The following is a 14055-nucleotide window of genomic DNA, read 5'->3' on the forward strand; positions in this document are numbered from 1 at the left end:
GCCACGGGCCGGATGGAGCGCACCGGGCGTGCCGCTTCCCCCCGCGCGCCGGCAAACCGTCGCGGCAGCACCAGCGTGAAGGTGCTGCCCTCGCCTGGCACGCTGTCGAGCCGGATCTCGCCGCCGAGCAGGCCGGCGAGCTCCAGCGAGATCGACAGGCCGAGCCCGGTGCCGCCATAGCGCCGGTCGATGGTGCCGTCGGCCTGCCGGAACGCCTCGAAGATCGCCTCCTGCTGGTCCTCGGCGATGCCGATGCCGGTATCGGCGACGGCGAGCACGATCCGGTCCTCGCCTTCGGGCGCGACGCGCAGAACGACCTCGCCGCTCTCGGTGAACTTCACGGCGTTGGACAGGAAGTTCTTGAGCACCTGTTCCAGCCGCTGCGGATCGGTCTCGAACGCCTCGGGAGCGCCCGCCGCCAGCTCGGCGCGCACGGTGATGCCCTTCTGCGCACCCTGCGGCTCGAAGGAGCGGATCAGCTTGTCCAGCAGCGGACCAAGCGCCACCGCCTGCGGCTGGAGGTCGAGCTTGCCGGCCTCGATCTTGGAGAGGTCGAGAATGTCGTTGATCAGCGTGAGCAGATCGGTGCCGGAGCTCTCGATGACCCGGGCGAAGCTGACCTCCTCCTCGCTGAGATGGCCGCTGCGATTTTCCCCCAGCAGCCGCGCCATGATCAGCAATGCGTTCAGCGGCGTGCGCAGCTCGTGGGACATGTTGGCGAGGAATTCCGACTTGTAGCGGCTCGCCGTCTCCACTTCCTGGGTCTGGCGCTGCAGCGCGGCCTGCGCGCCGGCGAGTTCGTCACGCTGGACTTCCAGAAGCTGGGTCTGCTCCTCCAGATGCGCGTTGGTCTCCTCCAGCTCGGCCTGCTGCAGCTCCAGCCGGCGCTGCGATTCCTGGAGCTGGCGGCTCTGTTCCTCCAGCTCCTCATTGCTGGCGGCAAGCTCCTCGCCATGGGCGCGCAATTCCTCGGACTGGCGCCGGGTCTCCTCCAGCAGCTCCACCAGCCGCGCCCGATACTGAGCCGAGCGCAGCGCGACGCCGACGGGAGCGCCGATGCGCTCCATCAGCTCGATGATGTCCCCGGAGACCGCGCCGGGAAAGCCGAGCTCGATCACCCCGTTCACCGCCTCGTCCTGAAGGGTCGGAGCGATCAGCAGCGAGGACGGCTTCCCGGAGCCCAGCGCCGAGCCGAAATAGAGGTAGTTGTCAGGCACCTCCTTCAGCACGAGGCTGCGGCCGCTGGCGATCACCCGCCCGATGAGACCATCGCCGCGATCGACGCGCAGCGGCACCGGCGCGTCGGCCGGCACGCCATAGCTCGCCACGCGGGCGAACACTTCGCCCTCGCGCACGAAGAACGCCGCCGCCTGCGCGCCGAGGCGCTCGGCCAGGAAGGTGGCGATGCGTTCGCCCAGCACCTGTAGCGTCAGGTCGCCCATCATCTGGCGGGCGAGGTCGACCTGCGCGGATTGCAGCCATTCCTCGCGCTGCACCGCGAGCTTGTTGCGGATGAACTGGAAGCCGATGCCGGCTAGCATCCAGATCGTCACCACGCCCATGGCGCGATTCCGGAAGGCGACCGACGGGTCGATGCCCGGCCGGTCGACCATATAGCCGATGACGATGAGCACGGTCACCAGCAGCGCGGCGACCGGCGGCACGAGGGTGCGGCGGGCGAGATAGGCGAGGACCGAGGGGATCAGATAGACGATCCACACCGCCGTTCCCAAGGGGACCAGCAGGTCGACGACGAAGACGGCCGATATCAATGCAAGCAGCAGAAAATACAGAAGAAGTTCGCTAGTCTTGTCTTTGTACGTCGTCATCTCGCCCGAGCGCCATCTTCATGCAAGGACGGCGGGAGAAACCCGCAACGCGCCACCGCAGGTCCGATATGTCGTGACCTGCGACCGCCCGCTGCCCACCCCGCCGCAACCGCCAAAACGCGCAGTCCGGGAAAAGGTTCCGCCTGTCGATAATTTACTTTCAGACGCCCGGCTCCGGCGAAATGTCCCGCCGCTCCGCCGCCCGGGAGAAGGGGGCCTGTGCGTCGAGGTCGACAAGGCCGGCGCGATCGCCGCCAAGCCTCGCGGGCGGCGCGGATCGGTGTATCGTCCGCATGACGGGGCGTGTGCGCCCGGCCGCTGACGCGAGGATGTCGATGACCAAGAAGGACTGGCGCCGGCTGCGCAACATCTCGGCTGGCCTGCTCGCCGCTCTGCTGGCCGCCTTCACCGCCTATATGTGGCTGCGCACGCGCTGAAGCGCGGTCACGGGGCCGGCACGCGCGGCGCCCCGTCGGCTTTCAGGCTGCTTTTTCGTGGAACCGGCCGAAGCCGGAGGCTAGACTCAGCGCAACAGGGCGGAACCGGTACGGTCCCGCCGCGATGGGAGGTCACGATGAACGCACTCCAGAGATTCAGCCTTCCGGTCGCCGTGCTGCTGGTGATGGCGGCCGGCGCGCCAGCGATGGCGCAGGACCTTCCGCCCGGCGGCGGCAATGGCGGCAGCCTCGGCCCCGCGCTTCCCGACCCGAATATCCTGCCGCCGCCCGAGGGCGACCCGATTCCCCCCGCGCCCATGACCGGCGAGACCGTGCCCCCGCCCGGCCCGCCGCCGGAAGGCCCGGCGGCGAAGATCAAGCTCCCGGACTGCGCGCCGCCGGCCTGCGGCACGCCGCAGATCATGGCCGAGTAGCGCGAACCGGCCCGGCGGGGCCCGCCCCCGCCGTGATGAAGCGACAGGCAGGACATGAGCGAGCACGACACTTCCCCGGCGGCCACGCGGGCACTGGCGACGCGGGCACTTGATGGCGTGCGCGTGCTCGACCTCTCCCGCGTGCTGGCCGGCCCCTGGGCCACGCAGATGCTCGGCGATCTTGGCGCCGACATCATCAAGATCGAGAAGCCGGGCGCGGGCGACGACACCCGCGGCTGGGGCCCGCCCTGGCTGAAGGACGGCGAGGGCAGCGACACGCGCGAGAGCGCCTATTTCCTCTGCGCCAACCGCAACAAGCGCTCGGTCACCATCGACATGGCGAGCCCGCAGGGGCAGGCGCTGATCCGCCGGCTGGCGCAGACCAGCGATGTGGTGGTCGAGAATTTCAAGGTCGGCGGCCTGAAGCGCTACGGGCTCGATTATGAAAGCCTGTCCGCGCTCAACCCGCGCCTTATCTATTGCTCGATCACCGGCTTCGGACAGGACGGGCCGGAGGCGTCCCGCGCCGGCTATGATTTCATGATCCAGGGCATGGCCGGGCTGATGTCGGTCACCGGGCATCCCGACACCGAGCCGCAGAAGATCGGCGTCGCGCTGGTCGACGTGCTCACCGGGCTGCACGCCACCATCGCGATCCTCGCCGCGCTGGAGGCGCGGCACCGCAGCGGGCGCGGGCAATATATTGATCTCGCGCTGTACGACGTCGCCATGGCGAGCCTCGCCAACCAGGCGCTGAACTATCTGGTCGGCGGCACCGCGCCGCGCCGGCTCGGCAACGCCCATCCCAACATCGTGCCCTATCAGGCGTTCGAGACCGCTGACGGCCATCTGATCCTCGCGGTCGGCAATGACGCGCAGTTCGCCCGGTTCTGCCGACTTGCGGGGCTGGCCGAGACCGCCGCCGATCCGCGCTTTTCCACCAATGCCGGGCGGGTCGCCCATCGCGAGGCGCTGGTCCCGCTGGTGGCGGCCGCCTTGAAGACGCAGACCACGGCGGAATGGCTCGCCATGCTCGACACGGCGGGAATTCCCGCCGGGCCGATCAACAACGTCGCGCAGGCTTTCGCCGAGCCGCAGGCGCTGGCGCGCGGCCTCGCGCTCGCCCTGCCCCACGCCAGCGGCGGCCTCGCCCCCGGCGTGCGCAGTCCGTTGCGGCTCAGCGACAGCCCGATGGACGAGGCGAGCGCCCCGCCCCTGCTCGGCCAGCACACTGACGAGGTGCTTGGCGCGCTGCTCGGCCTGGGCGAACCGGAACGCGCGGCGCTGCGGGCGGCAGGGGTCATCTGAGCGCGGCCCTTCCATATTGGCAGGGAATGTGATCCTTTTTCCAAAATTGGCGCCCTAACGGAAGGTATCGATGGAACGCCTCGACTGCGACCGCATGTTCGTGGCGGTGCTGGACGGCGGCAGCTTCGCCAGCGCCGCGCAGCGGCTCGGCACCAGCAGCGGGCAGGCCTCCAAGCTGGTGTCGCGGCTGGAGGCCGAGCTCGGCATCCAGCTCATCAAGCGCACCACCCGCGCGCTCGCGCCCACCGAGGTCGGCCTCGCCTATTACGAACGCATCAAGCCGCTGCTCGACGAGTTCGATGCACTCGACGCCTCGGTGCGCAACGCCTCCGGCGCCCCCGCCGGCCGGCTGCGCCTGACCGCGCCGATGTCGTTCGGCACGCTCCAGCTCACCCCGGCCTTGCTCGATTTCGCCCGCGCCTTCCCGGATATCCAGCTCGATGTCAGCTTCTCCGACCGCGTGGTGAATCTGGTGGACGAAGGTTTCGACGCCGCCATCCGTATCGGCACCCCCGGCGACAGCAGCCTGATCGCCCGGCGGCTGTGCGACATGCGCCTCGTGCTGGTCGCCGCCGATGGCTATCTGGAGCGGCGCGGCGTTCCGGCGGAACCCGGCGATCTCGTCGGCCATGACTGCATCCTCGACACCAATCTGCGCGACCTGCCGAACTGGCCGTTCCGCCTGCCGGGGCAGCCCGCGCCGGTGACGGTCGCGGTGGCGGGCCGGCTGCGCTTCTCCTCGGGCGAAGCGTGCCTGGCGGCGGCCGAAGCCGGGCTCGGCATCGCCTATCTGCCGAGCTTCATCGCCGGGCCGAGCCTGCGCGCGGGCACGGTGCGGCGGCTGCTTGCGGATCTCGAAGGGCCGCCGCACGGGCTCTATGCGCTCTATCCGCCGAGCCGGCACCTGGCGCTGAAAGTGCGGGTGCTGGTCGATTTCCTCGCCACCTGCTACCGCGGCGCCCCGATCTGGGATCAGGGCTGGTAGCGCTCACGCGGTGCCGAGCAGCACCACGCCGGCGATCAGCACGGCGCAGCCGATGAGGCGCCACACACCCACGCGCTCTCTCAGGACGACCATTCCCAGAAGGGCGCCAAGCATCATCGACATTTCCCGCATCGGCGCCACCACGCTGACCGGGGCGCCCATGTCGAGCGCGAACAGCACCAGAATATAGGAGAGCGGGGAGAGCAGCCCGACCCCGACCGCCAGCCGCCAATGGCCGCGCATCGTCGCCGCGAACCGGGCGGGCCGGGCCAGCGCCACCGGCGCCAGCAGCACAAGGCGCACCAGATTGGCGAACCAGTCGAGCAGCACCGGCGCGAGGCCGAGATGGCGCACCGCATAGGCGTCGATCACGGTATAGGTCGCGATCAGCGCCCCGGTCAGCCCGCCCCAGCGCACGCCGCGCAGGCCTTCCGGTCGGCGGAAGGCGGCGAGCTCGCCCTGCGTCGAGATCAGGCCGATGCCGGCGACCACCGTGAGCAGCCCGATGATGCCGCCCGCCGTCGCCGGCTCGCCGAGAAACAGCAAGGCGAAGCTGGCCGAGAGCAACGGCCCGCTGCCGCGCGCTACCGGATAGACCACCGAGAAATCCGCGACCTGGTAGCCGCGCTGCAAGCACAGGCTGTAGCCGAGATGCACGAGGCCGCTGGCGAGGGTCGCCGCCAGCATCGCCGCGTTCCAGCCGGCGCCGCCGCCGGCCAGCAGCCAGCCGACCCACGGCGCATAGGCAAGGCACGCGATCAGCGTCGAAGCGAGGACGAAGGCCGGGCCGGCGCTGGCCGCGCGCTTGGCGAGCAGGTTCCACAGGGCATGGACGAACGCCGCCCCGACGACGAGGACAAGGGGAAGAAACGACACGAGACCTCCTTGATGCCCGCGACGGGCATCGGATTGCCTCGACATCTCCTCCTCTGGGCTTTTGTCCCTCGGGTGCAGCCGCGACGGGGTCGCCGCGGTGTCCGCAACGCTCGGTCCAGCGGCGGCACGCGCCCGGAACCCTAGTTGCCACTCAGTCGATGTGCCCGATATAGCCGGTCGGGCGCCGCTGAGAAAGAGCGCGGCCCGGCGGACACAGGTCCGGGTCAAACGTTTTATCTTCCTTCAGGTCATGTATTGCCGACCCGCCCCCGGCAGGCTACGAGCCCCTTCCGATCGGGAGAAACCCGACCGACAGCCACGCGTTCTCGATTCGACGGGCCGCAGACGGCCGACAGGAACCCTCACCGCCATGGCGACCGACACGGCCGGGCAGACCAGGCCCGGCTCCATTCCGCTCTCCGCCTATGGTCATCTGCTCACCATCTATCTGGTGTGGGGCGGCGGCTATCTGGCGGTGAAGGTCGCGCTGTCCGGCCCCGCCGTGCTCACCGTCTTCCAGCTTCAGAGCGTGCGCATGTGGTGTGCGACGGCGCTGCTCGCCGGCCTCGCCGCGTTCCGCCATGGCTGGCCGGGCCGGCCGGCGCCGCGTGACCTGCTGGTCTGCGCCGCGAGCGGCCTTCTGATGTGGGTGGCCGGCAACGGGCTGGCGACGCTCGCCTCGCGCCATGCCGCCTCCAGCTTCATCGTCATGGCCATGGGCGCGATCCCGCTATGGAGCTGCGTGCTCGACCTGCTGATCGAACGGGCGATCCCCGGCCCGCGCCTGATCTTCGGGCTGGTTCTGGGCCTGTTCGGCCTGTTCCTCGTGGTCGCGCCGGCGCTTTTCAGCAGTACGACCGCGATCATCGAGCCGGGCTTCGCCGAATTCACCGTGCTGGTACTGATCGGCGCCGGCACCAGCTGGTCGCTCGGCACCATCGTGCAGCGCCCGCTGGCCGGACGCATGCACTCGGAGTGGGCGGCGGCGTTCCAGATGCTGGCCGCCTCGGTGGCGCTGACGGTTCTGGTCACCACTGAGGCCGCGCCGCTGCCGGAAATGCCGGGCCTGCGGCAATGGCTGGCCATCGGCTTCCTGATCGTGTTCGCCTCTGTGATCGGGCTGACCTCCTATCTGCGGGTGCTGCGGGTGTTCAGCCCGGTGATCGCCACCACCTTCGCCTATGTGAACCCGATCGTCGGCGTGCTGGCGGGCTGGGCGATCCTGGGCGAGGAGCCGGCGCCGCTGTCGCTGGCCGGGCTCGTCACCGTGCTGGCGAGCATCGCCATCGTGCTGTCGCGACGGCGTTGAACGCGCGACGTTTTTTACAACTCCAATCTAGGCAGCCGCCCGGATGACGTTCTACTGTCTACGACCAAGGGCGTAGCAAGGCGGAGACGGCTGACCGAAGCAGGATGGACGGCGCCGTTTTCGGACGCTGCATCCGCCCGGCCCGCCCCTCACCGGCACGCCCGGTCGCGAGGGGGGCGGCATGGACCAGCATACCGTGCATTCAGTGCTCGCGCCGGCCTCGCCGGCAGAGATCGCCAGCTGGCCGCCCGGCCATGCCTGGCTCGCCGGCGGCACCTGGCTGATGTCGGAGCCGCAGATCGGCGTCGACACCTTCGTCGACCTCAACGCCTTCGCATGGCCGGACCTGATCGCGAGCGAGGCCGGCCTCGACATTGCCGCCACCTGCCCGATCGGCGTGCTGGGCGACTTCAAGGCCCCGCCCGGCTGGACCGCCGCGCCACTGCTGCGGGCCTGCGTCCATGCGCTGCTGATGTCGTTCAAGGTCGCCCATGTCGCCACCGTCGGCGGCAATATCTGCATGTCACTGCCGGCCGGGGCGATGGTCTCGCTCACTGTGGCGCTGGAGGCGCGCTACACGCTGTGGCCGCGCGGCGGCGAGGCACGCACCGTGCTCGCGCGGGATTTCGTGACCGGCAACCATGCCAATGTGCTGGCGCCGGGCGAATTGCTGCGCGCGATCCATATCCCCGCCGCCGCGCTGGAGCGACGCGCCGCGATGCGCCGGGCCTCGCTCACCAAGCTCGGCCGCTCGGCGGCCCTGATCATCGGCACCGCGGGCGCGGCGGGCGACCTCTTGCTGACCATCACCGCCGCGACGCCGCACCCGGTGCAACTCGCCTTCGCGGCTCCGCCCACGGCACGGGAGCTGCGCGAGGCCATCGCCGCCGCCGTGCCGGAGGATGGCTGGTTCGACGATGTGAACGGCACGCCGGCCTATAAGCGGCACCTCACCACTCATTTCGCGGAAGAGATCCGCGCCGAACTCGCGGGGGCGGGGAGCCTGTCATGAGCTTCACCATTGACGGGCGGGTCGTCACCGCCGAACCGAAACCCGGCCAGTGCCTGCGCACCTTCCTGCGCGAGACCGGGGTGTTCGGCGTGAAGAAGGGCTGCGATGCCGGCGATTGCGGCGCCTGCACCGTCTGGCTCGACGGCAAGCCGATCCATTCCTGCCTGATGCCCGCCTTCCGCGCCAAGGGCCGCGAGGTCACCACCATCCAGGGCCTCGCCGATGGCGACGGCCTGCACCCGGTTCAGCAGGCGTTCCACGAGGCGCAGGCGTTCCAGTGCGGATTCTGCGCCGCCGGCATGATCATGACCGTCGCCGCGCTGGACGAGGAACAGCGCGCCGACCTGCCGCGCTATCTCAAGGGCAATCTGTGCCGCTGCACCGGCTACCGCGCCATCGAGGACGCGGTGCACGGCCGGCGCGCGACGCAGGACGACGTGGCGGGGGAAGCCTGCGGGGCGAGCCTCGCCAACCCGTTCAGCATGGGCATCGTCACCGGCCACGCGCATTACACAATGGATGTCGCGGTCGAGAACCTGCTGCACCTGAAAGTGCTGCGCTCGCCCCACGCCCATGCCCGCATCCTGTCGATCCGCCGCGACAAGGCACTGGCGATTCCCGGCGTGATCGAGGTGTTCACCTTCGAGGACGTACCGCGCAAGCTCTACAGCACCGCGACCCACGAGGACCATCTGGTCGACCCGGACGACACCTACATACTCGACAATGTCGCCCGTTTCGTCGGCCAGCGCATCGCCGCCGTGGTCGCCGAGACCGAAGCGGCCGCCGAGGCCGGCTGCCGGGCGCTGGAGGTCGAGTACGAGATCTTGCCCGCCGTGTTCGATCCGCTCGCGGCGATGGCGGACGACGCGCCCATCCTCCACGACAAGGGCAACGAGGCCAAGGGCAACATCTACGTCACCATCAAGGGCGAGGTCGGCTCGGTGGAGCGCGGCTTCGAGCAGGCCGACATGGTGCACGAGCACACCTATTCGACCTCGCGCGTCCAGCACGCGCATCTGGAGACCCATGGCTCCATCGCCTGGCGCGGCGAGGACGGGCGGCTACATGTGCGCACCTCGACGCAGGCGCCGTTCATCACCCACAAGAAGCTCTGCTATTTGTTCGGCATCTTCCCGCACGACCTCCATGTCTTCACCGAGCGTGTCGGCGGCGGCTTCGGCGGCAAGCAGGAGATGATCTCCGAAGATCTGTGCCTGCTGGCCACGATGAAGCTGGGCCGGCCGGTGAAATGGGAATTCACCCGCGAGGAGCAGTTCATCGGCGCCACGACGCGCCACCAGATGACCACGCGGGTGAAGCTCGGCGCGAAAGCCGACGGCACGCTCACGGCGCTGGATATCCAGGTCGTGTCCAACACCGGCGCCTATGGTGGCCATGGCGGCGAGACGCTGGGCGCCGCGCTCGGTTCCCCGCCCGCCGCCTATCGCTGCCGCAACAAGAAGGCGGTCGGCCACGCGGTCTACACCAACATGGTGCCCGGCGGCGGTTTTCGCGGCTATGGCGCCTCGCAGACCAGCTTCGCCATCGAATGCGCCATCGACGACCTCGCGGCCAAGCTCGGTATCGACCCGTTCACCATGCGCCGCAAGAACATGATCGGCCCCGACGACGTGATCGAATCGGTGTGGAGCGACCCGACCGATGTCGCCTTCGGCAGCTACGGCCTCGACCAGTGCCTCGACATGGTGGAGAGCGAGCTGGCGGGCGGCGGCGGATGGGAGAAGCCCGAGGGCGACGACTGGCTGGAAGGCACCGGCATCGCGTTCTCCATGCTGGAATCCGGCCCGCCGACCGAGCACCGCTCCGGCGGTCAGATGAGCCTGAGGCCGGACGGCTCCTATCATCTGGCCATCGGCTCCACCGAGATGGGCAACGGCTCGGTGACCTCGCACCGCCAGATCGCCGCCGCCTTGCTCGGCACGCGAGCGGACAACATCGCGATCATCAACGCCGATACCGATCTCACGCCCTACGACACCGGCACCTTCGCCTCCACCGGCACCGTGGTTGCCGGGCAGGCGGTGGAGCTGACCGCGCGGGCGCTGCGGGCGAGCATCCTCGCCTATGCCGCGCGGCGCACCCACACCGCGCCGGAGGACTGGACGCTGACCGACGGCGCGGTGGAGAGCGGCAATACGCGGATCGAGCTGACCGAGCTCTACCGGCTCGGCACGCTGGCCGGCCACCGCTTCGAGGCCAAGCGCAAGGCCTATCTTTCCCCGCGCACCGTCGCCTTCAACGTGCAGGGCATCCGCCTCGCGGTACATCGCATCACCGGCGAGATCCGCATCCTGCACAGCGTGCATGCCGCCGATATCGGCCGGCTGATCAACCCGCTGCAATGCCGTGGGCAGATCGAGGGCGCGGTGGCGATGGGGCTGGGCTGGGCGCTGACCGAGCACATGGTCCACGACGCGAACGGGCGGATGCTCAATCCGGCGCTGCGCAACTACCACATCCCCGCCTTCGCCGACATTCCGCGCACCACGCTGCTGTTCGCCGACACCTACGACACGATCGGCCCGCTCGGCGCCAAGGCGCAGGGCGAATGCGCGATCAACTGTGTCGCGCCCGCCGTCTCGAACGCGCTGCGCGACGCCACCGGCATCCGCTTCGACACCCTGCCCTTCGCGCCCGACCGGGTGTTCGACAAGTTTCCCGCGCCGGAACCCGCATCGTGAGCGAGGCCGGGGAAGCTGCGGCGAGGAACCGCGGGGCGGGAGAGAGCGAGGCGGAAGGCGCCGTCACCATCGTCACCCAGACTCGCGTCCTGCCGGGGCGCGAGGCGGAGTTTTCGCTCTGGCAGAAGGAGACCGGCGCGGTGGTCGCCGGCTTTCCCGGCTTCATCGAGCAGCAGATCAACCCGCCCGCCCCGCCGGCGCAGGTCGACTGGGTGATCCTGCAGCGCTTCGCCTCGACAAAACAGGCCACCGCCTGGCTGAACTCGGCGGAGCGGCTTGCCCGCGTCGCCGGCATCCAGCCCGCGCTTTCGGGCAGCGATGACGTGCATCTGGTGCGCGACGGCGCCGCCGGCGTGCTGCCCTCCCCGGTCTCGGCGGTGATCTCCACGCGCGTGAAGCCGGGGCGCGAGGCCGCCTATCGTGCGTGGGAGCAGCGCATCGCCGCGGCGCAGAGCCGGGCGCCGGGATTCCAGGGCTATCGCTTCGAGCCGCCGATCCCCGGCGTGCAGGAGGACTGGCTCTCGATCCTGCGCTTCGACACCGAAGAGCACCTCCAGGGGTGGTTCGCCTCGCCGGAACGGCTCGCCCTGCTCAAGGAGGCCGACGCCTTCACCGAGGAATTCCACGCCCGCGTGGTGCGCACCGGCTTCGAGCAATGGTTCCCCTCGCCCGCCGGGGCAATGGGGAGCGCGCCGCCGGCATGGAAGCAGAACATGCTGGTGGTGCTGATGCTCTATCCGGTCGTGTTCCTGTTCGGCCTCGTCATTGGCGGGCCGGTGCTCTTGGGCTGGGCGCAGATGCCCTTCGCCGCGGCACTGTTCATCGGCAATGTCGCGAGCGTGCTGATCCTGTCGAAGCTGGTGCCCTGGGTCAGCCGGCGCTTTTCCTGGTGGCTGCGCCCGGGCGAGACCCGCGCCTGGGTCCACCCCGCCGGCGCCGCGCTGGTTGTCGCGCTCTATGGGGCGATGATCGCGCTGTTCCTGTGGCTGTGAGCGCCTGATCGCGCCGCCCCGTTCTCGATCCGGAGGGAGCAGGAACGGGCGACGATCATTGCGGCGGCGGCGACCCGGCCGCCGCCGAGACCGTGCCGGCGAGCGTTTGCAGCAGCGGAGCCGACAGGTGGCGCGCCGCGGTCAGGCTGATGTGGTTCTCGTTGAAGTACAGCACGCCGACCGCAGGGCTATAGACCCGGCAGAACGCACCGTCACAGAACAGCGAGGCGGGATCGAAGATGCGGGCGCCGTAGCGCGCGGCGAGGTCGGAGAGGAAGGTCCGGGTGCCGGCGACCGCGGCGTCGAACTCGGCCTGCCGGACGCCGATCGACGAGAGATCGCCGCCGCGCTCCTGCATGCTGCCGAGCACACTCGGCACGTCGAAGTCGTAGACCGGAATGGGCAGGACGATCACGACATTCTTGCCGGCCTTGCGCAGATCGCGCACCACCTCCTCGAAACCGGTATCGAAGCCCTTTTCCTTGCGCAGCACCTGATAATAGGCGACCAGAACCACCGTGCGGACATTTCGGTCGGCGACGAGGGCCGTCAATGTCCGGGCATTGTGAGCCTGGCAGCTCGGCCGCCCGGCACGCGCGGTGTTAAGCGCCGGCGGACAGGCCGAGGCGGTGATCTGCATCACCTTGTGGCCGGCGGCCGGCGCGACCTCGCCAAGCGCATAGGCGAGTTCCGCGCCGTGACTGTCGCCCCACACCACGACATCGGCGGCCGCGCCCTCGGCGCCGAACACGCAGTTGTTGTCATAAGAGATGTTGGCTTCCGTGCCGTTGTGGCACTGGGCGCGCCTGGGATTGGCGTCGTCGGTCGCCGCGAACAGCACACGCGCCTCCGGCGAGAAGCGCATCGGCAGCCCGTTCAGCGCATGGCCGGCGATCCCGACGGCGCAGAACGCCGCGATCATGCCGCCTCCCACCGTGAGATAAGGCAGCCGGGGATAGCCGGGCCGGATGAACGGCGTCTCCACCCAGCGATAGCTGGCCGCGCTGATCACGATGGCGGCGACCACGCTGAGGCTCGCGACCCACGGCTCCAGCTCCAGCCCCAGCACCGCGCGCGGAAAGGCGAGCAGCGGCCAGTGCCAGAGATAGAGCGAATAGGACAGGTTGCCGAAGAACTGGCACGGCCCGGCCGACAGCAGGCGCCCGACCAGCGTGCCGGTGCTGGAACCTCCCACGAACAGCACAAGCGCCGTCCCCAGGCACGGAACGGCGGCGGCGATGCCGGGAAAGGCGGTCTTGTTCGAGTAGAACACCATCGGCACGATCATCAGCACCAGACCGAGACCGGCGAGCGCCTCCATCGCCTTCGGCCAGGCCGCGAGGCGGAAGCGCGGCACCATCAGCGACACCGTCGCGCCGATCAGCAGTTCGAAGGCGCGCGCCGGCGTGAAAAAATAGCCCCATTCCGGGCGCAGCCGCACGATCGCCTCCGACAGGATCAGGCACAGAATGGTCAGCAGAACCATCGACCCGAGCGCGCCGCGCCGAAAATACCGGAACAGGAAGAACATGAAGATGGGGAACAGGATGTAGAACTGTTCCTCCACCGAGAGCGACCAGGTGTGAAGGAGGGGCTTGGCGTCCGAGGCGCCGTCGAAATAGCCCGTCGTCTTCATGAAATAGATGTTGGAGACGAACAGCATCGTCGCCACCACCGACTGGCTCAGGCCGCGAAGCTGCTGCGGGTCGAAGAAGATGTAGCCGGCGACGATGCACGCCGCGAGCACCAGCGCCATGGCGGGAAACAGCCGCCGGATGCGCCGCCGGTAGAACTCCTGCAGGGAAAAACGCCGGAGCTCGATGTCCTTGGTGATCGAATTGGTGATGAGATAGCCGGAGATGACGAAGAAGATGTCGACGCCGACGAATCCACCCGTCAACAGGCTGGGGAAGGCATGAAAAATGACGACAGAGAGGACGGCAAGCGCGCGCACTCCCTGGATGTCATACCTGTAGCTTGCCAAAACGAACCCCTGAAACGATACGGCGCTTAATATCCGGCCATGCAAGATAAAGGCTGAAAAACCAACAGATGCAGTAAATCCGCCAGACGGTCAAAATCGCCGGAGGCGGTTCAGGCCGTCAGGCCCCGAGCCCAAACGGCTCGCCGCGATCATGCACGGTGGTGTCGGCCATGTTCAAGTGCCC

10 protein-coding genes are annotated in these 14055 nt (G+C 69.1%); 7 read left to right on the forward strand and 3 right to left on the reverse strand.

The window, feature by feature from the left end:
- The coding region (locus VRZ77_RS05575) for an ATP-binding protein (protein ID WP_414591672.1) at positions 1 to 1829 on the reverse strand (1829 nt) is incomplete at its 3' end.
- A gap of 574 nt (positions 1830 to 2403) precedes the next feature.
- Here VRZ77_RS05575 and VRZ77_RS05580 point away from each other — a divergent pair.
- The 3 genes from VRZ77_RS05580 to VRZ77_RS05590 all read left to right on the forward strand — a co-directional run bounded on the left by VRZ77_RS05580 (position 2404) and on the right by VRZ77_RS05590 (position 4993).
- Positions 2404 to 2700 carry a hypothetical protein gene (locus VRZ77_RS05580; RefSeq protein WP_414591673.1) on the forward strand — a complete coding sequence of 99 codons (297 nt, stop codon included), beginning with the start codon at positions 2404 to 2406 and terminating at the stop codon, positions 2698 to 2700.
- Between the two features lie 54 nt (positions 2701 to 2754).
- Entirely contained in the window at positions 2755 to 4008 is a 1254-nt protein-coding gene (locus tag VRZ77_RS05585) for a CaiB/BaiF CoA transferase family protein (protein ID WP_414591674.1), read from the forward strand.
- A 70-nt stretch (positions 4009 to 4078) separates the two neighbouring features.
- A complete protein-coding gene (locus tag VRZ77_RS05590) occupies positions 4079 to 4993 on the forward strand; it encodes a LysR family transcriptional regulator (RefSeq protein ID WP_414591675.1) in 915 nt (304 codons plus the stop codon).
- Between the two features lie 3 nt (positions 4994 to 4996).
- Here VRZ77_RS05590 and VRZ77_RS05595 read toward each other — a convergent pair whose 3' ends face one another.
- Complete coding sequence (locus VRZ77_RS05595; RefSeq protein ID WP_414591676.1) at positions 4997 to 5869, reverse strand: EamA family transporter; 873 nt, start codon at positions 5867 to 5869, stop codon at positions 4997 to 4999.
- A gap of 370 nt (positions 5870 to 6239) precedes the next feature.
- On the opposite strand from VRZ77_RS05595, the gene VRZ77_RS05600 reads away from it, so the two are divergent.
- The 4 genes from VRZ77_RS05600 (at position 6240) to VRZ77_RS05615 (ending at position 11887) form a co-directional block, all read left to right on the forward strand.
- Complete coding sequence (locus VRZ77_RS05600) at positions 6240 to 7178, forward strand: DMT family transporter (RefSeq protein ID WP_414591677.1); 939 nt, start codon at positions 6240 to 6242, stop codon at positions 7176 to 7178.
- 181 nt (positions 7179 to 7359) lie between these two features.
- The gene (locus tag VRZ77_RS05605) at positions 7360 to 8190 is read left to right on the forward strand and encodes an FAD binding domain-containing protein (protein WP_414591678.1); all 831 of its coding nucleotides are present in this window, start codon (positions 7360 to 7362) and stop codon (positions 8188 to 8190) included.
- Complete coding sequence (locus VRZ77_RS05610) at positions 8187 to 10895, forward strand: molybdopterin-dependent oxidoreductase (RefSeq protein ID WP_414591679.1); 2709 nt, start codon at positions 8187 to 8189, stop codon at positions 10893 to 10895. Before VRZ77_RS05605 ends, VRZ77_RS05610 begins: the two co-directional genes overlap by 4 nt.
- Positions 10892 to 11887, forward strand: coding sequence for an antibiotic biosynthesis monooxygenase (locus tag VRZ77_RS05615; RefSeq protein WP_414591680.1), 996 nt, complete (start codon positions 10892 to 10894; stop codon positions 11885 to 11887). Before VRZ77_RS05610 ends, VRZ77_RS05615 begins: the two co-directional genes overlap by 4 nt.
- 55 nt (positions 11888 to 11942) lie before the next feature.
- Here VRZ77_RS05615 and VRZ77_RS05620 read toward each other — a convergent pair whose 3' ends face one another.
- A complete protein-coding gene (locus tag VRZ77_RS05620; protein WP_414591681.1) occupies positions 11943 to 13871 on the reverse strand; it encodes an acyltransferase family protein in 1929 nt (642 codons plus the stop codon).
- Positions 13872 to 14055: the final 184 nt, after the last annotated feature.

Origin of the sequence: Ancylobacter sp. G4_0304, assembly GCF_047501495.1 — a bacterium.
Classification (GTDB): domain Bacteria; phylum Pseudomonadota; class Alphaproteobacteria; order Rhizobiales; family Xanthobacteraceae; genus Ancylobacter.

Excerpts from the sequence above, each read along its gene's own strand:
- VRZ77_RS05580 (WP_414591673.1), top strand. The coding sequence starts at position 2,404 with ATGAACGCACTCCAGAGATTCAGCCTTCCGGTCGCCGTGCTGCTGGTG.
- VRZ77_RS05585 (WP_414591674.1), top strand. The coding sequence starts at position 2,755 with ATGAGCGAGCACGACACTTCCCCGGCGGCCACGCGGGCACTGGCGACG.
- VRZ77_RS05590 (WP_414591675.1), top strand. The coding sequence starts at position 4,079 with ATGGAACGCCTCGACTGCGACCGCATGTTCGTGGCGGTGCTGGACGGC.
- VRZ77_RS05600 (WP_414591677.1), top strand. The coding sequence starts at position 6,240 with ATGGCGACCGACACGGCCGGGCAGACCAGGCCCGGCTCCATTCCGCTC.
- VRZ77_RS05605 (WP_414591678.1), top strand. The coding sequence starts at position 7,360 with ATGGACCAGCATACCGTGCATTCAGTGCTCGCGCCGGCCTCGCCGGCA.
- VRZ77_RS05610 (WP_414591679.1), top strand. The coding sequence starts at position 8,187 with ATGAGCTTCACCATTGACGGGCGGGTCGTCACCGCCGAACCGAAACCC.